This is a genomic window from Rhodococcus chondri, from assembly GCF_036327435.1.
Lineage (GTDB): Bacteria > Actinomycetota > Actinomycetes > Mycobacteriales > Mycobacteriaceae > Rhodococcus > Rhodococcus chondri.
Window position 1 is genome coordinate 13,373 of sequence record NZ_JAUZMZ010000029.1, and the last position, 24,413, is coordinate 37,785.

Sequence of the window (24,413 nt, forward strand, 5' to 3'; positions counted from 1 at the left end):
ACGACGTCATGTCGTTTATCCGAACGTGACGTTGCGCACAGATCAGTTTTACTTCAAATAGCATGAAGTAGCTAGTCGGGGCGATTTCGGCGTGTCTCGGTAACACTGCCGAGACCGGGAACGGCGTCGGGGCGCATCCCGTTACGCGCCACAACGCTGTCCGATGGAAAACGTCGCCTCCCGGAACCCGGGAGGCGACGTTCGTGTGGCAGTCGGATCAGGCGGCGGTGCCCTCCGTCGGCAACAGACGGTCGAGCATGTCGGTGAGGGTGATCAACCCGACCAGATTACCGTCGGTGGTGACCGTAGCCAGGTGATTGCGTGTCTCTCGCATCGTGCGCAGCGCCTCGTACACCGGTTCGCCGGCATCGATCGCGAGGGCGGGGCGCATCAATTCTGCTGCGGTGACCTCCCGTGCGGCCCGGAGAGTGTCGCGCACGTGCACGACACCGTCGACGTGGCCGTTGCCGCGCACGAGCAACCGCAGGTGGCCGGTGCGGCGCGCCGCCTCCCGGATCTGTTCGGTCGTTGCCTCCGGCGGCACGCTACTCGGGTGGGCATTGGGCTCGACGAGGTCGCCGATGGTCAGCGCCTCGAGTTCGAGCGCGCTCGTGAGGTGCCCGAGATAGCGCTCGTCGAGAGTGCCGACCGTCGCGGAGTGCTCCACCAGGTGCCGCAGCGCGTCGGGGTCCTGACCCGCGGCCACCTGATCGACCGGCTCCACACCCACCTTGCGCAGGACCCAGTTCGCCAGGTGATTGAGCCGCACGATGATCGGTCGCGTGAGCCACATGAAACCGCGCATCGGAAGCGCGAGCATCGTCGCCGACTTCTCCGGGTGCGCGATGGCCCACGACTTCGGCGCCATCTCGCCAACCACCAGGTGCAGGAACGTGACGATGATCAGAGCCAGGATGAACCCTGCGACATCGGCGAGCCACAGCGGCGCGCCCCAGCCGTCGAACACCGGCGTCAACCAGTGGTGCACGGCAGGCTTCGTGGTCGCGCCGAGCGCCAGCGTGCACACGGTGATACCGAGCTGGGAACCTGCGAGCAGCACCGACAACTCCGATGCGCTGCGCAGTGCGGCGCGAGCGGCGCGGCTGTCCGCGGCAGCGTCTTCGAGACGGTGCCGGCGGGCGGCGATCAGCGCGAATTCGACGGCAACGAAGAAAGCACTCGACGCGATCAACACGACCGTGACGGCGAGGACAACCCAGGGATTACTCATGACCATGTTCCTCGCGGTCGGTGCGGACGGTGACCAGGAGCGACGACGGCACGTGCTTGTCGACCTTGCGAACCTCGGCAATCAACGTCCGGGTCGGTGGCGTCGCCTCATGCACGAGGTCGGCCGGTTCCAGGTCGAGCGGGATCTCGATGGTGTCGCCCGGTTCGGGTAGACCACCGAACTCGGCGATGACCAGTCCGGCGAGAGTCTCGTAGTCGCCTTCGGGAAGGTCGTGATCGAGGGCGCGGCCGACCTCGTCGAGATGTACGTCGCCGCGGACGAGCCAGCCGTCACCTTCGCGGACGATCACCTGTGTGTCGATCGCCGGGTCGTGCTCGTCGGCGATCTCACCGACGAGTTCCTCGGCGATGTCCTCGACTGTGACGACGCCGGCGAAGCCGCCGTACTCGTCGATCACGAGCGCCATCTCCTCACTCGCCTCGACGAGTTCGGTCAGAACGTCCTGGAGCGACAGCGTCGTCGGGACGATCACCGCCCGGCGGCACACCGTCTGCGCCGTGCCCATCGGGGTATCGAGATTCAGCAGGTCGTGTAGGTGGACGACGCCGCGCAGGTCGTCCGAGGAGGTACCCACCACGGGATACCGGGTGTGGCCGGTGCCCATCTTCGCGAGCACACCGACGACCGGTTCATCGGAGTCGACGAGATCGACCCGCGCCCGCGGAATCATCGCGTGTTCGGCGGTACGGGTCGGAAATTCGAGGATTCGATCGAGCAGCGTAGACAGCTCTTTCGGCAGCTCTCCCGTGTCGCGGGACTCGGCGACGATGTGCTCGAGGTCGCGAGGGGTGGCGGAATGCTCGACGTCGTGTACAGGCTCGATCCGCAGCGCCCGGAGCAGCAAATTCGACGATGCGTCGAAGAGCCTGATGAGCCAGCCGAAGAGTTTGAGGTAGATCGTGGTGGACAGCGCCAACCAGGTTGCGACGGGCTCGGGCCGCGCAATGGCGAGGTTCTTCGGAACCAATTCGCCGAATACCATCTGCACGACCGTGGAGAACAACACGGCGAGCACAGTGCCGACGGCGACACCGACGGCGGTCGGGATACCGACACCCCCCAGCAGTTCGCCGAGGCCGCTGCCGATCAGGGGCTCGGCGACGTAGCCGACCAACAGACCGGTGACGGTGATGCCGAGCTGAGCGCCCGACAGCATGAACGAGGTGCGGCGTGTGACAGAGAGGGCGCGTGCGGCGGATGGGTCACCGCCTTGGGCGCGGGCTTTCAAACGTGACCGGTCGACCGCCATGAAGGCGAACTCCTGCGCCACGAAATAGCCGGTGACGGCGGTGATGAGAAGCACCACCAGGATTCCGAATGCGATACCGAGCGCGGTCAACACGGGATGGTCCGATACGCGGGGACAGGGTCGTCACCAGGGGGCAGGGCGGGTCTTCGAGGTTTGCGCTTGGCGCGTCTCATGGCTCTCTCTGTGGGTGTGCTCGTGAACAATTCCTTCACAGGATACGACGAATCCGCACGCGACAAAGTTCCACGACGGCTCGCCGCGCGGGCGGCAGCCTGCAACCGAAGGACTCGTGGAGATCCGCCTGCTCGGTGCCGCCGAACGAAATCGACCATGGCAAAGCGCATTCGAGCTCGCCGTCTCCTTTCACCGTCGCGACCCGGCAGTGGAACCCTGCGTCACACCATAATGCGACGGCGTCACACCGAATCTCGACTGGAATGCCTGCCGGAGAGTTTCGGCGCTCCCGAAGCCGCAGCGCGCCGCGACCGCTTCGACGGGCAGCACGGTGCTCGTCAGTAATTGGGGCGCGGCCTCGGTCCGTGCCCGGCGGACGAACCGACCGGGTGTGACGCCTACCTGGGCGGAGAACAATCGGGTGAGATGGCGCTCACTGACACCGGCCCGGACGGCCAGAACAGCGGTCGAGAGGTCCGCATCCGGATGGCCGGTGATGTACTCGACGGTGCGCCGCACGAGTGAATGCGTGGGTGGGGGCGCGGCGGTGAACATGCTCATCTGTGCCTGGTTGCCCGGCCGCTGCAGATACGTGACCGGATGCCGCGACACGGCACGGGCGAGATCGGCACCGACATCGGTCTCGATGAAGGCCAGCGTCAAGTCGAGGGCGGCGGTGACCCCGGCGGACGTGAAGACATTGCCGTCGGCGACATAGATCGGGTCGCCGTCGAACTCGACCGCGGGATAACGGGCGGCCAAGGCGGCCGACTGCTCCCAGTGCGTTGCGGCACGACGGCCGTTCAGCAGTCCGGTGGCGGCGAGTATTCCGGCACCGGTGCACACCGACGCGATGCGCCGGCTTTCCCGCGCGAGTCGTCGCACGTGCGCGACGAGACCGGGGTCGTTCATCGCATCGACATACCCGGGGCCGCCCGAGACGAGCAGAGTGTCGAGTGGCCCGGTGAGCCGTTCGAGCGTGGCCTTCGAATCGAGGGACAGTCCGCACGCGGTGTGGATCGGCGCACCGCCCGGTGAGGCGAGCGAGACCCTGTAGACCGCCGACCCGTGTAGCCAGTTGGCCATCTCCAGTGTTGTGGTCACGCAGGCGATGTCGAGCAACTCGGCGGCCGGGTAGCCGACGACCACCACGCGGCGCAGATCCGTCATTGCTTCACGGTAGGAGGAGCGTCACCGGACTGTCCGCAAGTCCGGCAGACAGGTATCCCAAGTTTTCGGACACGGTCGGTTGCGGCACTTCGTTCGCAACCGTGAACGGTCGATTCTCGATCCATGACGATGCAATCGAAATTGCGGGCCGCGGTCGTGACGTCGGCGTCGGGCGGTGCCGACCGACGCCGTCTTGCCCGCCACTACATCGAGATGGTTCTGGCGATGCTTGCCGGCGTGGCCGTGTTCGGAATGCTGCGGGACTTCTTCGGGTGGACGGTCGGCTTCGACGTGCACCCCGGGACGTGGTTCCTGCCGTGTTGATTCGTCACCGTCGCGAATTCGCTCATCGGTGACATCGCACCTCGAGGTTTGGACCTGGCGTGGTGAGGTACCCGAGGCGCGGAACAGGACAATTGCACCGACCAGAAGGGCATGCGAGCAAATGGCGACACACAACCCACGCCCGACCCGGAACTCGATGACTGCCACACCCGTGCAAACTGCTGCCTTGGTAGTGGGTGCGGTCTTCCTGCTCGTCGGCATCCTCGGCTTCATCCCGGGCATTACCACCGACTACGACCAACTCTCCGGCGCCGGTCACGAATCCGGCGCGATGCTGCTCGGCATCTTCCAGGTGTCCATCCTGCACAACATCGTGCACCTGCTGTTCGGTGTTGCCGGCATCGGCGCAGCACGCACAGCAGCGGCCGCCCGCATGTACCTGATCGTCGGCGGCATCATCTATCTGGCGCTGTGGATCTACGGGCTGCTCATCGACAAGGACAGCTCGGCCAACTTCGTTCCGCTCAACTCGGCGGACGACTGGCTCCACTTCGTGCTCGGTCTCGGCATGGTCGCGCTCGGCGTCCTGCTGACTCGTCGCACACGAACCGTGACCGGTACCGCGCGAACCTGAACCCGGCTGATCCACCAGTCCCTCGACCCATTGGAGAACGTGCCACCCCGGTCCGCAGGACCGGGGTGGCACGTTCGTTCCGATCTCAGGGCCGGTGGGGGGATCGATCGCGTCGTTCATCTTGCCCATCACCGCTCGCCCAACGTCCTTGATCGGATGCTGCGCCGTCCGACAGATGCCACAGACTCGTCGCATGCTCGGCATGTTCTTCGTAGAACAGGGCGTTCGGAGCGACCGGGCGCGCTCGATATCAGACGATCGGGGCGCCGGACTCCGTGGTGAGCAATCCGGCCTCGGCGACTGTTTCCAGAGCCAGCGTCCGGTACCCCTGACTTTCGAAAAGGACTGTGATGCGGTCCGATTCGGAGGTCATCACCACGCCCGGTCCCCATTCCCGGTGCACCACACGCGTGTCGGCCACGATCGTCCGGCCCGAGGACGTCGGCTCCTGCTCGTCGGCCACGCCGTCCCGGCAGTTGTCGCAGGATCCGCAGGGATCTGCCAATTCTTCGCCGAAATAGCCGAGGAGGAACTGCCGGCGGCATCCGCGGGTTTCGGCATAGCCGCGCATCATGTCGACGCGTGAACGATCCATCCGCTCACCTGCCGCCGCGACTTCCTTCGCGCGCGCCAACGCATCTCGTGGTGACAATGCGGTAGCCGAGAAGCCTTTTCGTCCCGACGTGATCGCTCCCGCGCGCTCGAGAAGGTTGACGGCATTCGTGAGTTTGCGACCTCGCACCCCCAGTTCGGACCGAAGCTGTTTCAGACGCTTCGGTCCGTCATTGCGCAGGGCCGCGAACACGTGCGACACCAACTCTTCGTCGGGTGTATACGTGGTGAAGAATGTGGCGAGAGACAAATCTTCCGAACGATAGAAGAGCAGTGCCAGAGCGCGGTCGCCGTCGCGGCCTGCCCGGCCGATCTGCTGATAATAGGAATCGATCGAGTCCGGCACAGCGGCGTGGACGACGAACCGCACATCGGGTTTGTCGATTCCCATACCGAAAGCGGACGTGGCCACCACCACGTCGCACTCACCGTCGAGGAACCGTTCGTGCACCACGCTGCGCTCGCCGGCCGAGAGACCCGCGTGGTAGGCGCAGGCGCGCAGACCCATGTCCGACAACTCGGCCGCGTAGCGTTCGGTGTCTTTTCGCGTCGACGCGTACACCAGGCCGGGTCCCTGCAGTGATAGGACCTTGTCGACCACCGCGCGGCGCTTCTCGGCGTCGTCTGTGTGCCGTTCGACGGCGATGTCCAGATTCGGCCGGTCGAACCCGCCGGCCACGATCACGGGATCGCGCAACCGCAGGCTGCTGACGATCTCCTCTCGCACCGGCGGTGATGCTGTCGCGGTCAGTGCGACGACGGGCGGCCGCCCGAGCCGTTCGAGTGCGTCGGCCAGTCTCAGGTATTCGGGCCGGAAATCGTGCCCCCACGCCGATACACAATGCGCTTCGTCGACCACCACGAGGGACACCTGTGCTGCCGCCAACCGTTCGAGGACGTCGTCCTTGGCGAGTTGCTCCGGAGCGAGGAAGACGTAATCGGCGTTGTGATCGAGTACGGCCTGCCAGTTCGTTTCGTTCTCGGGGGCGCTCTGGCGGGAATTGATCGCGACCGCACCAGGGGCATCGGTCGTGTCGAGTCCGGCGATCTGGTCGTTCTGCAGCGCGATCAACGGGGATACGACGACAGTCGCGCCGGGCAGCAGGACCGACGGCACTTGATAGATTGCGGACTTCCCCGATCCGGTCGCCATTACCGCGAGGACGTCGCGCCGATGCAGTAGCGGCACCATCGCGTCGAGCTGCTCACGACGCAGCGAGTCCCATCCGAACACGCGCAGGGCGGTGTCCTGGAGTTCACGACGAGGATCTCTGGTTCGGGAAGTGCTTGCAGACAACGTAACTCCTGTAGTCGGGTGCCGAATCGCACGCGGAACCACTGGCTGCGTCGTCTCTGCACAGCTCCGGACTCAGCGGCTACCCCGCGCCGTCCACCTCGAAACGAACCGACGTTCCCGGTCTCCGGGAGTTGGTGCGGGCATCGCTTGGGTACCCGCAGGGCACAACGTTTCGAGGAGTAAGTGTTTCGAGGAGTAAGTCATGACTGAAGCTCGTCCAGTCGCCTTGGTGACGGGGGCGTCGCGAGGTATAGGCCTGGAACTGGCGAAATTGTTCGCCGCAGACGGATACGACCTCGTCATCGCCGCTGATTCCGACGCCATCGAGTCGGCCACGGCGGAACTGAGGCGGTGCGGGGGCGCTGTGGTGCCTGTGCGCGCCGACCTGCGTACCGCGGCCGGCGTCGATTCGGTGTACAGCGCCGTAACCGCGGACGGCAGGACCCTGGCCGCCGCGGCGCTCAACGCCGGGGTCGGCAGCGGCGGTGCGTTCGTCGAAACCGACCTCGAGGACACATTGTCGATCGTGGACCTCAACGTCCGGTCCACGGTGCATCTGGCGAAGCTCGTGCTGACCGACATGGTTCGCGCCGACGCGGGCCGACTGCTGCTCACCTCGTCGGTCGTGTCGAAGATGCCGGGTCCGTACCAGGCGGTCTACAACGCGTCGAAGGCGTTCGTGCAGTCGTTCGCCGAAGGACTACAGGGTGAACTCACCGGCAGCCGGGTCACCGTCACGTCTCTGCTGCCCGGCGCGACCGACACCCGTTTCTTCGAGCGCGCACACATGCTGGACACGGTCCTGGGACAGGGGCCGAAGGACGATCCGGCCGCTGTGGCCAAGGACGGCTACGAGGCGCTCATGCGAGGGGATCGCAAGGTCGTGGCGAGTTCCCTTCTCGCCAAAGCGATGGCGGCAGCCAATGCGGTGACACCCGATGTCGTCAAGGCGGCCGCGCATCGTGTCGTCGCGAGGCCCGGCTCCGGTAGGTGACCGCGTCTCAGGCGCTGCGGTGCCGGGAGTCGTTTCCGACATCGAAGCGCTGGTGATACCACCGTTCTGCTTCGGTGAGCACATCGCTGCTCAAACGTGCCCGCGGACGAACGTCGGCGAGTAGCGGCTCGTGGTCCGGTCCCCGTCCGACCATCGTGCCGGTGAGCAGCCACGCGAACCGGCCGTCCTCGTCGGCAAGGTCGGAATACTTGCAGATTCGCCGCGCTACCCAGTCCTTGACCGGGCGCCGCCACCACGGTTCGGGCGAAATCGTGGTGGCCGACAGGCCTGGCAACGTGATGTTCGCTTCGTAATCGCGGCTCGGACCGTCGACGGCATCGGCAGCGGGCCCCTTCGAGTACCTCAGGTACAGGAGCGGGTCTGCCGCGGCGAGATCGGCAAGCTGGTCGAGGGTCGTGATGACCGGCATATCGTCGGGGTCGGGTTGGAACCCGCGTAGCGAGATACTCACCGATACTCCTCTCGGATCGTTCTGCCCACCACCGGCACCGCAAGCAGTAGCAGCAGGATTTCCTGCATGATCGGATCGAAACGTGAGACCTTCAAGGGTGGGAAGGAGAGTGGGTCATGCTCCTCGAGTCGCCGGCCGAATGGTGGCAGCTGCTTGTCCTGCTCGGTGTCGCGTTGGTGCTCTCCACAGCGATCGGTGTGGAACGTCAGCTCAAGCAGAAGTCGGCGGGCATTCGCACTCACACGCTGGTAGGGCTCGGCGCAGCGTTGTTCGTGGTGATCAGCAAGTACGGGTTCACTGATGTCGCGGCGGAGGGGCTTGTCACGCTCGACCCGTCCCGCGTCGCCTCGCAGATCGTGTCCGGCATCGGGTTCATCGGTGCCGGCCTCGTGTTCGTCCGCTACAACAAGGTCCGGGGGCTCACCACCGCTGCGTCGATCTGGCTCACGGCTGCGGTCGGCACAGCTACCGGTGCGGGGCTCGTGGTTCCGGCGGTATTCGTCACCGCTTGTCACATCCTTGTCTCCTATCTGTATCCGATGATCGTCCGGAAGACCCGTATGGGACGTTCGCAGCAGAGCACTCTGCGCGTCCGATACATCGACGGCACCGGAGCGCTGCGCAGCATCCTGCAGACCTGTAGCGAGCACGGTGTCGCTGTCCACGGTTTCGCCACGCTGGGTGCGCGGCCCGAACACGGCGGACTTCTCGGGCGCCTGGCCGAAGGGCTCGATCCCGCCACATTGCCGAAAACCCAGGTCGAAGTCGAGCTCGATATCGAAGGGGGCAGATCTCTTCCGGAGTTGGTCGCCCGACTTTCCGAGGTGACCGATGTGATCAGCGTGCACCTCGAGGATCCGGCCGAATCGTGACGCGTCCGTGTCCCGGATCAGGACGGCGTCACCAGGAGGGCCGTCTGCTGACATAATCCGGACCATGAGTATCCCCGCCGGCTCGGACCGGTTCTGACGCCGATCTGCTGTTCGTGCGGCAGGGATCCTGCGACAGAAGTGAGGTGTACTACCGATGGCCATTGCAACTGCCGAGCATGTCTCGCGGGATGCGCTGCTCGAGTTCGTCCGGCCGCGGCATCATGGGGTGCTGATCACCTGCAAGCGCTCCGGCGAGATGCAGGTATCACCGGTCACCATGGGAGTCGACCCGCAAGACCGGATCGTCATTTCGACATATCCCCAGCGAGCCAAGACCGCGAATCTTCGCCGCAACCCGAAGGCGACGCTGTGCGTGCTTTCCGACGAGTTCAACGGACCCTACGTCCAGGTCGACGGCACGGCCGAGGTTCTGGACATGCCTGCTGCCACAGAGCCCCTCGTCGAATACTTCCGGTGCATCTCGGGCGAACACCCCGACTGGGACGAGTATCGGGAGGCGATGCGCACGCAGAACAAATCTCTGATCCGCCTCACCATCGACACGTGGGGACCCGTCGCGACCGGAGGATTCCCACCCGGCAGCCGTCGATAACCACAGTGAAGTGGACGCTCAGCCCGCCGAATCGCTCGAACGGGCGGAGTAAGCGTCCTGATGGAGTGCCGGCGCATGGACGCGGACGGTCCTATGCATCGGACCACTCCGGACTGCGTGAAGTGCGGCGTCGAGCGTGCAGTAGCACTGGATCAGGCGGTCGACTCCCGAGATGTGCAGCGCTCGCTCGGTGTGCGGGCCTGTAACAGCCACTGCGCAAGCCCCGTCGTGACGCAACCGGAATGCGGCGGTCTCGAACAGTTGGAGGCCGGAGCAGCCGAGGAAGCCGACTTCGCGTAGGTCCAGGACCAGGTCCCGCTTTCGGGAGACGACCTCGGTAAGACGTTCGGTGAGCTCCGGCGTGGTCGTGATATCGATGTCGCCGCTGACGTGGAGAACAGCGGCGGGCCCTGTTCGCTCCTCGACGGTGATCGACAGCGCCGCCGGAGCGCACGCGTGAAGGTCGACCAGAGCGGCGAGGGCTGGATCGGGTGCTCCGAAAGCGGATGGGCGAGAGTCCATCGGAATTCCCCTTTCTCGGCAACCCGAGAAGTGGCGTTCACGCGAGACGGCGGCGCGCTGGCCCTACCGTACGCCCGACTCGCACCGCAGGTGGCGCATTAGGGGACCGAAGACGATCGACGATTCGTCGCGGACGTGGCGCCCGTCTCGGATGGTTCAACGGTGTCGTCCCAGTCGCGCTGGAGGGTTCGCGAGTGCAGGTACGGCAAGGCCCGACAGTGACGGGACTTCGGGATGTACTGCCGCGGCGCCCTCCGAATGCGGACGGGACTTGCAGCGATCTCGTGAGCGCTGCGCAGATTACGTCTGTGAAATTCAACTTCAAGTAAAGCAACCCCTTGTGTTCTTGAATTAGTACGTTCCATTATGGCTGGGAGCGTTAGTAAGGTTTTACATATATTTCATGGCCGAGATCTTTTTTTGGTGGAATTGTCGCAAATGGGTGTTCACTGCAGATGGGGTTTTTGACCTGCGGGTATGGACAAAATTTCGGGGATTTGTTCGGTTGGCGACGGCCTTTGGGATTCAAAATGTGGCCTTTCCCACAGTGGCAAGTGCTGCATTATTTCGCGACTCCGGTCACAATTGTTCCGTCAGCAGTTTCCCGCTGCTGTGACCGTTATCCACCACCCCGATGGGAGCTTTACCGTGCTTGCAGAAATCGCCGAGTTCTTTGCCAACGTCGCCGACCTGTTCGACGTCCTCGACTTCTTCACCGGTTCCGCTGAGGGCCTGAGCAGCGACAACTGAGTGGGCGTCAGCAGCGGCAGCCGCTGACAAGCTCGACGACACGGACCCGCGGGCATATCGCCCGCGGGTCCGTGTTGTCTCCTAGGGTGTGCGGAAGACGGCGGACGTCTGCGCCGCCGCGCGGAAGAGGGAGACGATCATGAGATCATCGGTCCGCAATTTCGTCGGTGTGTGCGCCGCCGCGGCCTTCACCGTGACCGCAATGCTCGGTGGTGCGGGGGTCGCCGCCGCCGACGAATGGCCCCCGATCCCCGAGTATCCCTCGCCGATGGTGCCGTTCGAGACCGATAACTTCCTCACCCCGGAGCAGCCCGCGTTCTGGAATCCCCTCGTCGCCGAAGACCGGCTCACGTCTCCCTTCGGGACGGCCACCCGGATCGTGTGCACCGCGTTCCACGGCGTCATGGTGGATTGCTGGCAGGCCGACGAGCGCGGCGAACCGCACAAACTCGTCAGGTTGCCCTTCAACTTCCCCAGTGTCACCGGTTCGAGCATGCCGGGCGGGGGACCGGCGCACTTCGTGTATCCCGGTTACATCCCCGGAATATGACTCGGGCCACCGCCTCGGACGCAGCTTACGAACCTTGTTCGGACGCGGACCGTACCGCGGGTCGATCCGGATGGTCGTACTTGACGACGATGTCGGCGTCGGCCGAGGCATCGTGTTCGAGCAGTGGCGCGATCGTCCATCTGTGCACGTCGGATGTTCGTCGTTCCAGCGCTGCCCGCGACATCCTGAGCTGAACGGTCAGATCGAACGAGAGACCGCGACCGAGCAGCATCGGCCCGGCAACCACCAGAACCTGACCCGCGGGAGCCTCGATCCGCTGTGCGCGGGCCGACCGGTCGCAGTCCTCGTCCCACAGGCGCGGTAACCAACGGTGCCGGTCGTGTAGCGCGCGAACGACTTCGCGGTCCAGTGCGCCGTAATCGAACCAATCCCAGCGATAGCTTGCCGGATCGGTGTGCCCGTGCTCGAGCCGGAGAGACGCCGGACGCACGAAGTCGTGCAGCGACACCACATCCGCTGCCCGGCCGGCCACCCGCAGTCGTGCAGCGACGTCGTCGGCGAGAGCGGTCGGTGCAGCGGCGTCCGCGGCGGAGATGGCAACACACACCCGTGGTTCCAGTGCCGCAGCGCGCTCGGCGATTGCCTCGGCGAGCTCTACAGGGCTGATGGGAGTGAACCTCGCCATTTCAGGACCGGGGTTCGGTGAGAAGGCGCGATCTCCGGGCAAGAGTGACGCCGATCCCTTCGGCTGCAGCCCGTACCGAGGCGGCATGCGCTTCGGGGCGGAAACGGTGCGACGGTCCGGTCACGCTGATCGCGGCCACGACCCGGTCTCCGTCGCGGATCGGAGCGGCCACGCAGACGATGCCGGCAGCGGACTCCTCGTATTCGAAAGCCACGCCCTCTGCTGCGATGCGATCGAGCTGGGCGAGTATGGGGCCGGGCAGGATCATGGTGTGCGGGGTGTAGCGAGGTAGCGGAGCGGACAAGATCTTCTCGCGCAGACTGCTGTCGGCATTGGCCAGCAGTACCTTGCCGATGGCAGTGCAGTGCAGTGGCATTCTTCCGCCGATCCGGGACGGAGCGCTGGCCTGTCGGTGACCGCCGATCTTCGTCAGGTACACCACGTCCGTGCCGTCGAGGATCCCCAGATGCACCGTCTCGTGGATGCGCACATTGAGTTCTTCGAGAAACGGGATGGATACCTCGAGCAAGCTCCGTTCGACAGAGGCGCGCATGCCCAGCTCGAAAAGGTGCCCGCCGAGGCGGTACCCGGCTCCTGTTCGATCCAGCAGCCGCACCTCGACCATGTCGGTCAGCACTCGGTGCAGAGTCCCTTTCGGAATTTGTGTGCGCCGTGTCAGCTCGGCGAGGCTCAGTACGGAGTCGTCGATCGAGTACGCATGCAGAACCGTCATCACCTTGCCGAGCACTGTCGTCCGGTCGAAGTCCCGGTCGGGCACCGATGCCACCTCCATCGCCGCCGTCGCATCCAGGCCAGACGATACCTCGAAGAGTTCCGGTCAGCGGAACGCGCTGCTCCGTGGCGGGTCTCCGCGCCGCGCGTCGTTTGGTGTAGAGTGACGATGCTTCACGAGATGCCGTCGCCAAGCTCCGACTTGACGGCACGCCAACCCCACGCTCGCGGGTGGCTCGGATGACGAAGCGGCCCGCGGCCGACCCGGCCCGGGCACGAGCGCCCCGCCCCGGGGCCTTCCGGGAGGAACTGGCATGACAGATCATTTCGACTCGACCGAACACCTCGGCGCGCAGCATTGCGGATCGTACGGTGACGGGCACCACGTGCACTTCATCCGCGCGCGGAAGGCGTTCGAAGATTCCGATCTCGGTGTCGGCGCGCTGGTGCGGGTACTCGACGGCAGTACCGTCGAATTATCTTGGGATGGAATACGACTCGATTTCCGTCACCACGACACCAACGAGATCGTACGGGCGATCGACGCCGGTGGAGATATCGGTACGTGGGTTCCCCGGTGGCGAGTACTGATCCTTCCGGGCGAGGAGCCGCGTGTCCCCGCGACCTTCACGCTCGCGGCGCCGGACACTCGGACAGAATGCGTCCCTGGACGGGTCCCGGCCCTGAAATTTGTGCCGGGATTCTGACCCACGGGCGTCCACCGGCCTGTTCGCCCGGGAACAAGGGGGACGGCCGGATAGCATCCGGGAATGACCGAAGTGCTCGAGCCGTGGAAGGACTTCAACGTTGCGATGGTCGGCGCGACGGCGGCGCTGGCGGGTCTGGTCATCGTGGCGGCCAGTGTGAATATTTCGCGGATCGTCACTGCGCGAACGATCACTGCGCGCCTGGCGGCTGCGATCGCGACGCTTGTGCTCGCCCTCGTCGCCTCGGGCGTGGGGTTGGTACCCGGTATCAGCGCACCCTGGTACGGCACACTCGTCGCGGTGGTCGCGGTGGTCGCGGGAGTATTCCAGGCGCACGCCACAATTCGGATTGCCCGCGAGCATGCGTCCGCCTTCCGGCTCAAGTTCTTCAAGGCGGCGCTGGGATTCGTGCCGATTGCCGCCTACTTCGCGGCCGGAGTGGTGACGGTTGCGGCGCCGCGAGCGGGTCTCGCGCTCGCGGCGGGAGGGTGCCTCGCGGCGATCGCCTCGGCGATCGTCATATCGTGGGTGGCGCTCGTGGAAGTGTTGCGCTGATACGGGTTCGGTGCGCACTCGCGCTCGTCGAGCCCGCTTCGGCGACATCGGCCGAAAGGGGTGGTGCCGTGGGTGTAGGTGCCGGAAGGTTCGCCGCGACCGCGGTGTTGATGTTGCTGTCGGCCTGTGCGCAGCCCCACCGCAGCAAGGATGCAGAGGATCTCGAGTCGGCGGTGGCCGCCATGTCCGGCGTCGAGGACGTCGACGTGCTCTACACCAACGACTTCTCACTCGGCTCCGACCTCGATGTCGATATCGCGGTGGAAGAAGCCCGAATCGCGGAGATCGTCGCCGTGGCAGCGGTCCTCGAGCGTCGCGGCACCCTCGATCCCGAATCTCTCGGTGACGAGACCCGCGCGCTGCGCGCCGTATTGCGAGAGATCCCGGGGACAGAAGTAGCGTGGTCGTACCGCGAGGGTGAAGGGCATTCGTTGGGATTCGGCCGAGCCCCGGCCGGGGCTGCGCTTATGGCGGTGCGCTCGCATATCGACGCCCACGATCTCACGGTCACGGTAGGGGAGTTCGACGCCGCGCCGCGGTGGACGGTGACGATGCCGCTGGGCATATCCGCGGAGAAGGAGATTCACGAGACGGTGGAGCAGTTGCCGCTGCCGGCGCGGGCTTTGGTCGTCGAGGACGGCCACGTATCGATGGCGACGGTTGTGGTCGAGAACGAAGGAGAAGCAGAAACGGATCTCGCCGCGGTAATTGCGGCGTTCACCCCGACCGAGGAACACCCGCTGATGTTGGAATGGCAAGGGACGCAGAATGGCCGGGACGACGAGCGGAGATTCGCCGGTCGTGTCCACATCGCCGGCTGTGCATACCCGGCGATATTGGGCGAGTCGGAGCCCGAGCGCTTCTACGCGGCCGAAGCTATGGAACTCCGCGATCGCCTACGCGCACGGTACGACACGTGCGACTAGAACGTACTGGACCTTCCTCGCATCACACGGAGGGCCGCATCAAGGATGCCGTGGATCTGCGGGGTGGGCCGCTATCTCCGCGCTGGGGTGCGGACCCATAGTGGGATCCGGGCTCCATCCGAGAATCGGCGGAACGAACACACACTGGAGCGGTCGCGGATCGTCCGGGTCGAGGGCGTCGAGTACGAACCATGCGGCATTCGGGTCGTTGACAATGCCGGCATGTTCCACGAAATCGTCGGCGCAGTGGTCCTGCAGCACGATGTTCGTCGCGTTGGGTGCCTCCCGGTAGCCGCTGGTGTAGGGCAGGACGATCTCCTCGTAGCGCGTCATGATGTTGGTGTAGGTGACCTCGTCGGCGTACACGCCGGCTCGCTGAATCGTCTCGATCCAGTCCGAACCGGCGAGCACCTGCGGGCACGCTCCGCATCCGAGGGCATGGACCAGGTGTTCCATGTCTTTTCGGGCTCCGATGTGTTCGAAAAGCTCGAACGACGCTGCAAGCAGGAACGCATGACTCCCCTCGTACACCGGCCCCAGGGAGACATAGTCGTCGACTGTCTCGTTTCCCCCGAGGAAATTGACGTACCACAACGGCATCAGTGTGCCCTGGGAGTGGCCGACCAGATCGACCTTCTCCGCGCCTGTCGCTGCGCGAACCTGGTCCACGAAGAGTGCGAGTTGCTGGGCGCTCTGCTCCATCGGCAACATGCCGCCCACTGCGTTCAGCGGCCACGACAGGTTCGGATGGTTACCGTAAGTGAGGGCAAAAACGCAGTACCCTTCATTGGCGAGCAGCGGCGCCAGGTATGACCAGTTGTCCTGTCGGTTCAGCACCGTTCCGTGCACGAGGACCACCGGATCGGGATGTTCGGCGGACGGTGCGCAGTTCCAGTCGTTCGTGCCGGCCGCGTGACCGTTCGGCGAGCCCAATTCGTTTGCAAGACCGTCGAGGAACGTTCGACCGACCGGAAGTGGTGGAAGCGGTTCGTCGGCGTCTGCGGTCGTCGGAACCAGCAGTGCGAACGTCGCGGTGAACACGACGGTGGCGAGCGCGCGTAAACGCATGTTCCATCCCCCAAACGGTGCGTCGCATGGGGAGAAGTTAACAGAGATTCTGCGAGTCGGGAAGAGCCGGTGTGGTAGGGGTCGGGGGGCCGGCTCGGGTGCCGGAGAGCAGCAGCTCGACGATGCTGTCGATCTCTTGGGTGCTCAGGGAGCGTCCGAGTGTGAGGGGAGAGAGGAACATCGGCGACATCAGTGCATTGATCACCGTGGTCGGGTCGTGCTCCGAACGGACCTCTCCACGTCGAGTGGCCTGCCGGACGAGTTCGTGCCACGAGTTCCGCGCGGGTTCCCACTGCGAGACGACCAACGCATTGAAGGCCGGGTGCTGTCGAGTGGCCATGATCGAGGCGATCGCGACTTCCACCGGGTCCGAGGCGAACTCGGCGAGGTCGTATGCGAGTGCGCGCAAATCGTGTTCCCACGAGCCGGTATCGGTTGCGGTGGGCACCCTGCGCACGTGTGCCGAAAGGGCCTCTGCGAGAAGGTCGTCCTGAGTCGGCCACCAGCGGTAGACCGTGCGCCGGCCTACTCCGGCCCGGGCGGCGACGTCGACCATGGTGAAGTCGAGTTTGCCCTCCGCAAGCAGGGCCAGCGTCGCTTCGCCCACCGCGCGGCGCACTTGCTCGCTGCGTCCTCCGGCGCGGGTGCGTGTTCGTTCGGTAGATGCGCCCATGCGCTCAGGCCTCCCGCGCCGACGGTGTCTCGTGTCCCGGTCGAATACTACAGGGCGTCGTGGTCGCTCGACCGGAGCGGAATGCATCCTGTTACCCAAACGTAACGACACATCGTGTGTCGTTAAGCGGCCGGATGTGTCACTCTCTTCACGAGTCGTTCAAGGGACAACATGACCATCGGCTCGTCCGGATACCGAGGAGAAGCAACACGTGAACATCAGCCACCATGAGGTAGTTGTCGTCGGAGCAGGGCCGATCGGGTCGGCGACGGCGCGGCACCTCGCCGAGCAAGGCGTGGACGTGGCCGTCGTCGGACCCGACGAACCCGCCACGTTCGAAGACCACCAGGGGACGTGGGCCGGCTACTACGACGAGGGACGGCTGGCCCACGTGCTCGAAGTGCCGCTCATGACCTCCATCCTCACGATGCGCTCGATCCGGCGTTTCGAGGCGCTGCGAGAAAAGACCGGGGTCGAATTCACGACCCCGACCCATTCGGTCACGGTGCTACCGGCCGATATGGGCGAAGGCTCGGCATCCCTGTGGTTCGACCGTGATTTGCTGGCCGCGAATGCGCGTGATCTCGGCGTCGAGGTGCACGAACTCGACGAGGAAGGTCTCCGCGCGAACTACCCGGACCTCTCGTTCGAACCCGGACACGTGGCACTCGTGCAGCGGGACGCGTTCATCCTCAATCCGCGCGCTCTCGTTCGAGCCGAACTGACTGCCGCCGTGGCCGCCGGGGCAACACTTGTCCGTGACGAGATCGTGCGCACGGAAGCGATTGCAGGCGGCGTTCGCCTGACCGGTCGATCGGGCGAGGTTCGGACCGCAGCGCAGGTCGTCCTCGCCACCGGCGCAGCCAGCAATGCCACCGGCCTGCTCTCCCGACCGCTCGCGATGTCGGCGTTCGGTGCAACTGTCGTACTCGCCGAGGTCGAGGACCCCGAATCGCTCGACATGCCGACCATGATGCTGCTCAAACACCGCGACGGGAAAAGCCTCTTCGGTGGAATCGTCATGGCCCCTCGCCCATACCCGGACGGTCGGTGGTACCTGAAGCTCGCCGGTGCCAGTCTGCTCGACCACCCGCTCGAAACCTCCGAAGAAATCTCGGCGTGGGTGCGTACCGGAGGAGATCCGTCCGACATCGACATGGCGGTGGCGGTCCTCGACGACCTGCTTCCCGGACGCCGCATCGGTCCCATGCACGCGCGTCCGTGTCTGGTCTCGGCGACACCCACCGATCGCCCCTACATCGACCGGGTCGACGAGCACACGGTGATCGCGGTGGAGGCCGAACGCGGAGCGATGTCCGCCGACGAGATCGGCCGTCTCACCGCGATGCTGTCCCAGGGACCGTGGAGGGACACCGTCCCACACGAGGTGTTCAAGGCGCAGTGGGTCGAACCCGCGTGCGATACGGAGCACTCGACCGATTCCCTGGTTGCGCTCCGGTGAACGCCCCCGAGCGGGTGGTCCCCACAGGCATGGAGACCTATTACGAACAGTGGCATATAGCGCCGGCCGTCGTCGTCGGCGAATTGATCCTGTGTTCGGGTGTGCTGGGCACCGATTCGACCGGGAGGATCCCCGACAGGCTCGACGACCAGTTCGGCGCAGCGTTCGAGAATCTTCGTCACGTCCTGCGCGCGGCGGGCGCCGATTTGTCGGACGTCGTCGACATGATCACCTTCCACTTCGACCTCGAGTCCGATCTCGAGACCTTCACTGCGGTCCGCGATCGCTATCTCGGCGAGCCGTGGCCGGCATGGACCGCGATCGGAGTCGCGCAGATCGGTGGCGGCGTCCAGGGCGCACGCCTGGAAATGAAAGCAACTGCGCGACTCGCGCGGCCCTGAGTCCCACTCGAATTCGAATCGACAGCTGGTTCCGGGCGAGGGCGGCGCCGCGCCGACGGTCGCCGCCCCGAGCGTCCGACGAACGCTCCCTTCGGGCTCCACCATGCACGGTGGCCGACCGGCCAGCTCCATAGATCGCCCACAACATCGCGAAAGGTGGCTGTAGCCCATGGAATTCAACTCTGCCGACGTCGGGCCCGAAGGTGCCCGCGTCAATCCTACCGAACGTGCCGAACGTTGGACCCCACGCCTGTGGATGTCCTTCATTGCGATGGTCGTACTCCTGGAACTACTGGCAAGCAGTTACGTGATGCTCTCCGTTGCACTTCCGAGCATCGGGAAGGAATTCGCCACGAATCAGGGGGTATGGCTCTTCACCACGTTCCTTCTTGTGGCGACGGCGTCATCCCCGCTCATCGGAAAGTTGGCCGACACACACGGCAAGCGCAAGGTGATGCTGTGGTGCGTCGGCCTGTCGGCAGCCGGTTCGACCGTCGCGGCTCTCGCGCCCAACTTCGGAATGTTGTTGGCGGGCTGGTCGATGGCGGGTCTGCTCAGTCCTTGCCTCTTCCTTGTGTACTCGCTCATTCGTGATGTCTATCCGCCCGAGACGGTGCCGATGGCCGTCAGTATCTCGACGACCGGCATGGGTCTGGTAATTATCCCCGCTCCGGTCGTAGCGGGACTTCTCATGACGGTTGGAGGATGGCGCAGCATCTTCTGGTTCTGCGCAGTGGCTCTCGCGGCAATCACTGTGATCATCCGGTTCACCACGGACGAATCGCCGGTACGCCTCCAGTCGCGGATGGACCCCGTCGGCGCAGTCCTGCTGACTGCGGGCCTCGGCGCGTTGTTGCTCGCGGTGAGCGTGGGTTCGGATTGGGGCTGGACCTCCACCTCGATCCTGGCGTTCCTGACAGGCGGGGCGGTGCTCCTGGGGGCCTGGTACATCTCCGCTCGAAAGGTCGAGGATCCGGTGATCGACCTGGCGGTGCTCCGGGAACCGACCGTGCTCGCGACCACGGTCAGTTCCGGACTCGCATGGGCTCTCGTCGCCGCATTCAGCGTGCTTGTGCCCGTGATGGCGATGCGGTCGGACGAGTTCGGCCTCGGCTACGGACTCGGTGTGGGATTCCTCGGCTACGCGATGATCCAGGTGCCGATCGGCCTCGCCACCCTCGGCGGTGGGGTGCTCGTCGGGCGACTCGTCGTCCGGCACGTCGCCGCCCGCACACTCATGATTGCCGGCGGCGCGCTGGCCGGTGGAGGCTGCCTCCTCATGGCCGCTTACCACGGCTCGCTGCCTGCCGTCGCCTTCTTCGGCACGCTGGTCGGACTCGGCGCCGGTATGGGGTATGCCGCCACCCCGAATCTGCTCATAGCGGCTGTGCCACCACAGATTCAGGCAACCGCGGGCGCTATTGCTTCGACCTCGGGGAACCTGTTCCCTGCCGTCCTTCCGGTGCTGATCTTCAGCGTGCTCAACGGTTGGTTCATGGGTCCGCAGATCGACGGCGAAACGCTGTACACCGACATGGGTATCGTCGTCGCGTTCGCGATCTGCGGGATGGTCGGAGTCGCGAGCGCACTTGTCGCCCTGGCACTACCACGGCGGAAGGCCGGCACCGACCCGGAGTCCGCTCCCGGTGTCTCGTCCGCTGTGCCGGTCGTCTGAAGTACTCGGCGGGAAACTGCCGCCGCTTCTCCGTGTTTCCGTGTACCCACGGTGATCGAGTAGGAGGGGCCGGGTCTGTGAAGCGGCTTTACTCCCACCGCCGGGTGCGGCGATGTCGCGGCTCCCAGCTGTACCGGTTCAGGACACGTAACGGAGTAGGAATGGTGGCGAGGGCGATGCGGGAACGTTCCGATTGCAGTCCCTCGACGACCCATCCTGCAGTCCACACCCTGACTGCGCGCGAAGCCGATGTCCTCACCGAGGTACTCGCCGGGCAGAGCCGCGACCGCATCGCCGTGAAGTTGTCGATCAGCCCGTACGCGGTGCAGGAGCATCTCGAGAGCATTTTTGCCAAGACCGGGACCAGCAGTTGCCGCGGTCTGATCGCGTACCTGGTGGGCACGCAGTACTTTCCCCGGATCGGTTCTGCAATCGGTCCGGACGGATGGTTCGCGGCGCCGTAGCCCGCATATCACGCGCTCTTCTCCGGTACTTCAGCGACACATCGGGAGGAAAGCCACCGCCGCATCGCCCTCGCAAAGCTTTGAACCCGCAGAATTCGGGTATACCTCGCTGACGCACAGGTTCGAGGGAGGGGAAAGCATGGCTGAGGTCGTGGAACGCCACGTGTCGACAGATCCCGCTTCGAAAAGATTCGGCGTCGGTTCGGGCAGCACGGTTTACAACGACGGATCGGCGACGTGCATCTATTCGACACTTCGGATTGCGTGCGGTGCTGCCGTCACCGCAACTGCACCTGCGGTGTTGTTCGGCTCGGCGTTGACCGCGGTAGTGACCGCAGTGCTGATATTCGCGGGAGTGGTTTTCGCGGACAGTTTGATCTGAATACACAGTTTGATCTCGATACAAGGGGCCCCGAATACAAGGGGCGAGCGGTAACACGGTGAGGGGTTCGAATGTCGACGACATCGGAGAAACGACTGGTGCTGGTAGGCACACCGTCCGACGCGGCCGCAGAGGCGCACTGGGCGGAAGTGCAACGGTGGGCAGCTCGGCACGGTTGGGAGATCACCTGCACCGTGCCCGAAGAAGGGGCGTGGTGCGCTGTAGCGACGGAGGAGGTTCTCGACGGGACCTGCACTCCGGAGGAGGCAATGGCCATGCACGCCATTCGTGGTGCGGGGATCCGATGTGTAAGTGTGTACGAGGCGCCCGCGCTACTCGCCGAAGCCGTCTCGGGACCGCCGATTCCGGTATGAACTGCACCGGACGCTCGGCATTCCACATTCGGCGCTCGTAATCGGGCTCTTCCGGAAATGGAGTGCAGCAGAGGGCGTGAAGATCCGAGGTCGACGCTGGGGTCGTTGCCGTAAGGCGGCCCCGGGCAGTCGAAGATGAAGGTTCCTACACCACACATCGCAACCACACCGGGAGCCCAGTGTCCGAGCCTACTTGCCTGCCCGTCTCGATTGTTGCCGACACGATCATGCGCACCATCGAACTCGGCGTGACGATCACCGATGCTGCCCTCGACGACGGTCACCGTCGTATTCTGCGACCTGCTCGTCGACGGACCCGACCGGTGTCCGCGGTGCGGAAGCCTCGGCCGGTACCGGGACACGATCGTGCGGACGGTGACCGACCTGCCGGTCGCCGGCCATCCCCTCCAGCTGCGGGTACGCATTCCCCGCTACCGATGCGAGAACACCTCCTGTGAGCGGGAGGTGTTCCGGCACAACACCGATCGACTCACCCGTCCGGGTTCGTCGACGACCCGCAGGTGTGCGCGACATGTGTTGCGCAGGTTGATGATCGACAGCACCTCGATCGCCGCGATCGCCCGGGAGCTGGGCCTGTCCTGGGACACGGTCAACGCCATCGCCGTCGAGGCCGCGACCGGGCTGCTCGCCGCCGATCCCGCCCAGTGGGAGTCGGTACGGGTGATCGAGGTCGACGAACACCGCTGGGCGCATACCCGTCGGGCGGCCGGCGACGGGTATGTGACCGTGATCGTGGACCTGACGCCGGTGTTCGACGGCACCGGCCCGGCGCGACTGCTCGATCTGGTGCCGGGACGGTCGTCGGCGGTGCTCACCACCTGGCTCGACGAGCGTGGTGCCGACTTCCGCGGCCGGATCGAGGTGGTCGCGATGGACGGATTCGGCGGCTACAAGACCGCCGCGACCAGCACAGTTCCGGACGCGGTGACGGTGATGGACCCGTTCCACGTTGTTGCTCTCGCCGGTACCAAGCTGGACCTGTGCCGCCAACGCATCCAGCAACACACCCATGGACACCGCGGTCGCACCGGTGATCCGCTCTACGGAATCCGCCGGGTGGCTCGAACCCGAGAAGAGCTGCTCAGCGACCGGCAACGACGACGCCTCGAGAAGGTATTCGCTGTGGACGAGCACCTGCCGGTGGCGGTGACCTGGCGGATCTACCAGGACATCATCGACGCCTACGCCGAACCTGATCATCGCCGCGCCAAGACGAAACTGACCCGGGTGATCGACACGATTCGCACCGGCGTTCCCGACGGCCTCGAGGAACTCGCCCAGCTCGGTCGCACCCTGCACCGGCGCCGGACCGACGTGCTGGCCTACTTCGAGTACCGGGCCTCGAACGGACCCACCGAAGCGATCAACGGCCGGCTCGAAGCGCTGCGCCGGCACGCCCTGGGATTCCGCAATCTATTGCACTACCGGATTCGGTCATTGCTGCACTGCGGCAACCTCACCCACGTGATCGATGCACTCTAGATCCGGAAGAGCCGTCATCCCCCGCCTCACCAGGTGAGATGGGGGATGACAGTTCGGCCGGTGGTCGGTGCCGGATCAGGTCGGGAGCGCGAGGAACGTCATCGGAGCAGTCTGTTGGAAACTTGCGGTGACATTGCCGGCGAGCCCGCCCTCCAATGCAGTGTCACCCATCAGATCGAGCTTGCCGGCGGACGACCCCTCCTGGAAGTTCAATTGCTTCAAGTCGACCCACACGATGTTGGGGCGGGTGGTGGACTCGAAGATATAGCGCTTGTTGGTGAGGTCGGAGACGGTCTGCCATATGGTTTGCGATGCGTTCGGCTTGTCCGGATCCGGGATGCGAAACGGTTGCGCGGTGTTGCGAATAACGCTGAGCACACCGGCGATGGCTTCGATCTGACTCTTGGGCTCGGGCAAGCGGCCCACGTAGTATGCGGCACGTGCGAACCTGTCGGACGCGACGGTGGTTCCGGGCAGGGGCTTGTCTCCGCCGAATCCCTGAACCTGCTGGAGCATTTCGATCTGTTTGTCGTAGGTGGGGGAGTTGGTCATCACGATGTAGTCGCGGCTGTGCCAGACGTTCGCCTTGCCGTCGATGTATTCGATTACTGCGGAGTCGCCGCTCACATCGTCCAGTGCAAGATGTACAGCCGGCACCTCGCCCGTGGCCGGGTCACCCAGCGGTACCACCTGGACACCGGACTCGTCGATCCACGTTACTGCTTCCCCGACGGTCGAGAAGTTGTCGAGAAAGTACTGTAGCCACACCGCCATGCTGAGCGCCGGTTTGTTCTTGTCGTGGGTTCCGTAGCTGGATTCGGAGAGCCACAGGATATGGCCGGCCAGGCCGGCTTCGTTCATGCCGTCGACTGTCATCATGTCGTACGCACCGGCGACGACGCTCCCGTACTTGGCCGACCAGGCCAGTTCGCCGCCGACTCCATCATCGCGCTTGATCCCCCGGGGTAGAGACCACAGGTTCGTCCCGGTGTCCCGGTGATAATCCATATTGCGACCGACGAGTACCGCTCCTGCGGGACCGTTCCAGACAAGTCGAGTGCACATACTGCCACCTTCCGGACCCGAATTCGGGCCTGAGCGATCATCGAAGAATTGATGCGGAATTTGCGGAATCAGAAGGATCGACGCATCGACGGCCCGGCTGCTTTTCGCGTCGACGTCGGATAGGGCTCTTATATGACAAAAGCGCGAATGGAGAATGGTTTCTGTCCGGCGCCATCATGTTCTCGTCATTTCCCCTCCCTTGCACAGTGAGGTTTTCTCAATAGCGACCTGCATGCTCGAATTGCGTCAGGACAAGCGCTGCTTGGGTGATGGAGCCGATTCGTTTGGGGCACAGAGTGATCCTGTTGAGGGCTTGCCATCGGGTGGTGAGCAG

General features: G+C 64.8%; 26 protein-coding genes, 1 pseudogene and 1 riboswitch. Of the genes and pseudogenes, 16 read left to right on the top strand and 11 right to left on the bottom strand.

Annotated elements, in window-relative coordinates; all coding sequences use genetic code 11:
• Nucleotides 1-217 precede the first annotated feature (217 nt).
• The 3 genes from Q8814_RS07535 to Q8814_RS07545 form a co-directional block, all read right to left on the bottom strand.
• Entirely contained in the window at nt 218-1,231 is a 1,014-nt protein-coding gene (locus Q8814_RS07535) for a hemolysin family protein (RefSeq protein ID WP_330151397.1), read from the bottom strand.
• Nucleotides 1,224-2,594 (bottom strand): hemolysin family protein, encoded by a 1,371-nt coding sequence (locus Q8814_RS07540; protein WP_330151398.1) that lies wholly within the window; start codon nt 2,592-2,594, stop codon nt 1,224-1,226. Before Q8814_RS07540 ends, Q8814_RS07535 begins: the two co-directional genes overlap by 8 nt.
• A 270-nt stretch (nt 2,595-2,864) precedes the next feature.
• On the bottom strand, nt 2,865-3,845 hold the full coding sequence (locus Q8814_RS07545) for a GlxA family transcriptional regulator (protein ID WP_330151399.1): 981 nt from the start codon (nt 3,843-3,845) through the stop codon (nt 2,865-2,867).
• A gap of 123 nt (nt 3,846-3,968) precedes the next feature.
• Between Q8814_RS07545 and Q8814_RS07550 the strand changes: the two genes are divergently transcribed.
• Together Q8814_RS07550 and Q8814_RS07555 are read left to right on the top strand one after the other, a co-directional pair.
• Nucleotides 3,969-4,169, top strand: a complete 201-nt coding sequence (locus Q8814_RS07550) for a hypothetical protein (protein ID WP_330151400.1) — start codon at nt 3,969-3,971, stop codon at nt 4,167-4,169.
• Between the two features lie 157 nt (nt 4,170-4,326).
• Nucleotides 4,327-4,764 carry a DUF4383 domain-containing protein gene (locus tag Q8814_RS07555; RefSeq protein ID WP_330151401.1) on the top strand — a complete coding sequence of 146 codons (438 nt, stop codon included), beginning with the start codon at nt 4,327-4,329 and terminating at the stop codon, nt 4,762-4,764.
• A 250-nt stretch (nt 4,765-5,014) separates the two neighbouring features.
• Here the strand turns inward: Q8814_RS07555 and Q8814_RS07565 are convergent, their stop codons facing one another.
• Nucleotides 5,015-6,673: a RecQ family ATP-dependent DNA helicase gene (locus Q8814_RS07565; protein WP_330151402.1), complete on the bottom strand. Its 1,659-nt coding sequence runs from the start codon at nt 6,671-6,673 to the stop codon at nt 5,015-5,017.
• 202 nt (nt 6,674-6,875) lie between these two features.
• Between Q8814_RS07565 and Q8814_RS07570 the strand changes: the two genes are divergently transcribed.
• On the top strand, nt 6,876-7,667 hold the full coding sequence (locus Q8814_RS07570; protein WP_330151403.1) for an SDR family NAD(P)-dependent oxidoreductase: 792 nt from the start codon (nt 6,876-6,878) through the stop codon (nt 7,665-7,667).
• A 7-nt stretch (nt 7,668-7,674) separates the two neighbouring features.
• Here the strand turns inward: Q8814_RS07570 and Q8814_RS07575 are convergent, their stop codons facing one another.
• Nucleotides 7,675-8,097 (bottom strand): DUF6098 family protein, encoded by a 423-nt coding sequence (locus Q8814_RS07575; RefSeq protein ID WP_408015853.1) that lies wholly within the window; start codon nt 8,095-8,097, stop codon nt 7,675-7,677.
• A gap of 158 nt (nt 8,098-8,255) precedes the next feature.
• Between Q8814_RS07575 and Q8814_RS07580 the strand changes: the two genes are divergently transcribed.
• Both Q8814_RS07580 and Q8814_RS07585 read left to right on the top strand, forming a co-directional pair.
• A complete protein-coding gene (locus Q8814_RS07580) occupies nt 8,256-9,011 on the top strand; it encodes an MgtC/SapB family protein (RefSeq protein WP_330151405.1) in 756 nt (251 codons plus the stop codon).
• A gap of 154 nt (nt 9,012-9,165) precedes the next feature.
• A complete protein-coding gene (locus Q8814_RS07585) occupies nt 9,166-9,624 on the top strand; it encodes a PPOX class F420-dependent oxidoreductase (protein WP_330151406.1) in 459 nt (152 codons plus the stop codon).
• Between the two features lie 18 nt (nt 9,625-9,642).
• Here the strand turns inward: Q8814_RS07585 and Q8814_RS07590 are convergent, their stop codons facing one another.
• The gene (locus Q8814_RS07590) at nt 9,643-10,146 is read right to left on the bottom strand and encodes an STAS domain-containing protein (protein WP_330151407.1); all 504 of its coding nucleotides are present in this window, start codon (nt 10,144-10,146) and stop codon (nt 9,643-9,645) included.
• Between the two features lie 889 nt (nt 10,147-11,035).
• Between Q8814_RS07590 and Q8814_RS07595 the strand changes: the two genes are divergently transcribed.
• On the top strand, nt 11,036-11,446 hold the full coding sequence (locus tag Q8814_RS07595; protein ID WP_330151408.1) for a hypothetical protein: 411 nt from the start codon (nt 11,036-11,038) through the stop codon (nt 11,444-11,446).
• Between the two features lie 25 nt (nt 11,447-11,471).
• Here the strand turns inward: Q8814_RS07595 and Q8814_RS07600 are convergent, their stop codons facing one another.
• Nucleotides 11,472-12,092, bottom strand: coding sequence for a nucleoside/nucleotide kinase family protein (locus Q8814_RS07600; RefSeq protein WP_330151409.1), 621 nt, complete (start codon nt 12,090-12,092; stop codon nt 11,472-11,474).
• Between the two features lies 1 nt (nt 12,093).
• Complete coding sequence (locus tag Q8814_RS07605) at nt 12,094-12,870, bottom strand: IclR family transcriptional regulator (protein WP_330151410.1); 777 nt, start codon at nt 12,868-12,870, stop codon at nt 12,094-12,096.
• A 126-nt stretch (nt 12,871-12,996) separates the two neighbouring features.
• A riboswitch (SAM riboswitch) is annotated at nt 12,997-13,110 on the top strand.
• A gap of 28 nt (nt 13,111-13,138) precedes the next feature.
• Here Q8814_RS07605 and Q8814_RS07610 point away from each other — a divergent pair.
• From Q8814_RS07610 to Q8814_RS07620, 3 genes are all read left to right on the top strand, one after another.
• Entirely contained in the window at nt 13,139-13,531 is a 393-nt protein-coding gene (locus Q8814_RS07610) for a hypothetical protein (protein WP_330151411.1), read from the top strand.
• A gap of 63 nt (nt 13,532-13,594) precedes the next feature.
• Nucleotides 13,595-14,086 carry a hypothetical protein gene (locus Q8814_RS07615; protein WP_330151412.1) on the top strand — a complete coding sequence of 164 codons (492 nt, stop codon included), beginning with the start codon at nt 13,595-13,597 and terminating at the stop codon, nt 14,084-14,086.
• 68 nt (nt 14,087-14,154) lie between these two features.
• The gene (locus Q8814_RS07620; protein WP_330151413.1) at nt 14,155-15,012 is read left to right on the top strand and encodes a hypothetical protein; all 858 of its coding nucleotides are present in this window, start codon (nt 14,155-14,157) and stop codon (nt 15,010-15,012) included.
• Between the two features lie 39 nt (nt 15,013-15,051).
• Here Q8814_RS07620 and Q8814_RS07625 read toward each other — a convergent pair whose 3' ends face one another.
• Together Q8814_RS07625 and Q8814_RS07630 are read right to left on the bottom strand one after the other, a co-directional pair.
• Nucleotides 15,052-16,080, bottom strand: a complete 1,029-nt coding sequence (locus Q8814_RS07625; RefSeq protein WP_330151414.1) for an esterase/lipase family protein — start codon at nt 16,078-16,080, stop codon at nt 15,052-15,054.
• Between the two features lie 37 nt (nt 16,081-16,117).
• The gene (locus Q8814_RS07630; protein ID WP_330151415.1) at nt 16,118-16,753 is read right to left on the bottom strand and encodes a TetR/AcrR family transcriptional regulator; all 636 of its coding nucleotides are present in this window, start codon (nt 16,751-16,753) and stop codon (nt 16,118-16,120) included.
• A gap of 211 nt (nt 16,754-16,964) precedes the next feature.
• On the opposite strand from Q8814_RS07630, the gene Q8814_RS07635 reads away from it, so the two are divergent.
• The 7 genes and pseudogenes from Q8814_RS07635 (at nt 16,965) to Q8814_RS07665 (ending at nt 23,014) form a co-directional block, all read left to right on the top strand.
• Nucleotides 16,965-18,215 (top strand): NAD(P)/FAD-dependent oxidoreductase, encoded by a 1,251-nt coding sequence (locus Q8814_RS07635; RefSeq protein WP_330151416.1) that lies wholly within the window; start codon nt 16,965-16,967, stop codon nt 18,213-18,215.
• Complete coding sequence (locus Q8814_RS07640) at nt 18,212-18,616, top strand: Rid family hydrolase (protein ID WP_330151417.1); 405 nt, start codon at nt 18,212-18,214, stop codon at nt 18,614-18,616. The genes Q8814_RS07635 and Q8814_RS07640 overlap by 4 nt, the downstream gene beginning before the upstream one ends.
• Before the next feature lie 169 nt (nt 18,617-18,785).
• Nucleotides 18,786-20,291 carry an MFS transporter gene (locus Q8814_RS07645; protein ID WP_330151418.1) on the top strand — a complete coding sequence of 502 codons (1,506 nt, stop codon included), beginning with the start codon at nt 18,786-18,788 and terminating at the stop codon, nt 20,289-20,291.
• A gap of 161 nt (nt 20,292-20,452) precedes the next feature.
• Nucleotides 20,453-20,755, top strand: a complete 303-nt coding sequence (locus Q8814_RS07650; RefSeq protein ID WP_330151419.1) for a helix-turn-helix transcriptional regulator — start codon at nt 20,453-20,455, stop codon at nt 20,753-20,755.
• A gap of 139 nt (nt 20,756-20,894) precedes the next feature.
• Nucleotides 20,895-21,137 carry a hypothetical protein gene (locus tag Q8814_RS07655; protein ID WP_330151420.1) on the top strand — a complete coding sequence of 81 codons (243 nt, stop codon included), beginning with the start codon at nt 20,895-20,897 and terminating at the stop codon, nt 21,135-21,137.
• Nucleotides 21,138-21,208: 71 nt separating this feature from the next.
• Complete coding sequence (locus Q8814_RS07660) at nt 21,209-21,511, top strand: hypothetical protein (RefSeq protein WP_330151421.1); 303 nt, start codon at nt 21,209-21,211, stop codon at nt 21,509-21,511.
• 227 nt (nt 21,512-21,738) lie between these two features.
• A pseudogene (locus Q8814_RS07665) lies at nt 21,739-23,014 on the top strand (ISL3 family transposase).
• A gap of 75 nt (nt 23,015-23,089) precedes the next feature.
• Here Q8814_RS07665 and Q8814_RS07670 read toward each other — a convergent pair.
• Complete coding sequence (locus tag Q8814_RS07670) at nt 23,090-24,079, bottom strand: linear amide C-N hydrolase (RefSeq protein ID WP_330151422.1); 990 nt, start codon at nt 24,077-24,079, stop codon at nt 23,090-23,092.
• Nucleotides 24,080-24,413 lie beyond the last annotated feature (334 nt).

Excerpts from the sequence above, each read along its gene's own strand:
- Q8814_RS07535 (WP_330151397.1), bottom strand. The coding sequence starts at position 1,231 with ATGAGTAATCCCTGGGTTGTCCTCGCCGTCACGGTCGTGTTGATCGCG.
- Q8814_RS07545 (WP_330151399.1), bottom strand. The coding sequence starts at position 3,845 with ATGACGGATCTGCGCCGCGTGGTGGTCGTCGGCTACCCGGCCGCCGAG.
- Q8814_RS07550 (WP_330151400.1), top strand. The coding sequence starts at position 3,969 with ATGACGATGCAATCGAAATTGCGGGCCGCGGTCGTGACGTCGGCGTCG.
- Q8814_RS07555 (WP_330151401.1), top strand. The coding sequence starts at position 4,327 with ATGACTGCCACACCCGTGCAAACTGCTGCCTTGGTAGTGGGTGCGGTC.
- Q8814_RS07570 (WP_330151403.1), top strand. The coding sequence starts at position 6,876 with ATGACTGAAGCTCGTCCAGTCGCCTTGGTGACGGGGGCGTCGCGAGGT.
- Q8814_RS07575 (WP_408015853.1), bottom strand. The coding sequence starts at position 8,097 with ATGCCGGTCATCACGACCCTCGACCAGCTTGCCGATCTCGCCGCGGCA.
- Q8814_RS07580 (WP_330151405.1), top strand. The coding sequence starts at position 8,256 with ATGCTCCTCGAGTCGCCGGCCGAATGGTGGCAGCTGCTTGTCCTGCTC.
- Q8814_RS07585 (WP_330151406.1), top strand. The coding sequence starts at position 9,166 with ATGGCCATTGCAACTGCCGAGCATGTCTCGCGGGATGCGCTGCTCGAG.
- Q8814_RS07590 (WP_330151407.1), bottom strand. The coding sequence starts at position 10,146 with ATGGACTCTCGCCCATCCGCTTTCGGAGCACCCGATCCAGCCCTCGCC.
- Q8814_RS07595 (WP_330151408.1), top strand. The coding sequence starts at position 11,036 with ATGAGATCATCGGTCCGCAATTTCGTCGGTGTGTGCGCCGCCGCGGCC.
- Q8814_RS07600 (WP_330151409.1), bottom strand. The coding sequence starts at position 12,092 with ATGGCGAGGTTCACTCCCATCAGCCCTGTAGAGCTCGCCGAGGCAATC.
- Q8814_RS07610 (WP_330151411.1), top strand. The coding sequence starts at position 13,139 with ATGACAGATCATTTCGACTCGACCGAACACCTCGGCGCGCAGCATTGC.
- Q8814_RS07615 (WP_330151412.1), top strand. The coding sequence starts at position 13,595 with ATGACCGAAGTGCTCGAGCCGTGGAAGGACTTCAACGTTGCGATGGTC.
- Q8814_RS07625 (WP_330151414.1), bottom strand. The coding sequence starts at position 16,080 with ATGCGTTTACGCGCGCTCGCCACCGTCGTGTTCACCGCGACGTTCGCA.
- Q8814_RS07630 (WP_330151415.1), bottom strand. The coding sequence starts at position 16,753 with ATGGGCGCATCTACCGAACGAACACGCACCCGCGCCGGAGGACGCAGC.
- Q8814_RS07645 (WP_330151418.1), top strand. The coding sequence starts at position 18,786 with ATGGAATTCAACTCTGCCGACGTCGGGCCCGAAGGTGCCCGCGTCAAT.
- Q8814_RS07650 (WP_330151419.1), top strand. The coding sequence starts at position 20,453 with ATGGTGGCGAGGGCGATGCGGGAACGTTCCGATTGCAGTCCCTCGACG.
- Q8814_RS07655 (WP_330151420.1), top strand. The coding sequence starts at position 20,895 with ATGGCTGAGGTCGTGGAACGCCACGTGTCGACAGATCCCGCTTCGAAA.
- Q8814_RS07660 (WP_330151421.1), top strand. The coding sequence starts at position 21,209 with ATGTCGACGACATCGGAGAAACGACTGGTGCTGGTAGGCACACCGTCC.
- Q8814_RS07670 (WP_330151422.1), bottom strand. The coding sequence starts at position 24,079 with ATGTGCACTCGACTTGTCTGGAACGGTCCCGCAGGAGCGGTACTCGTC.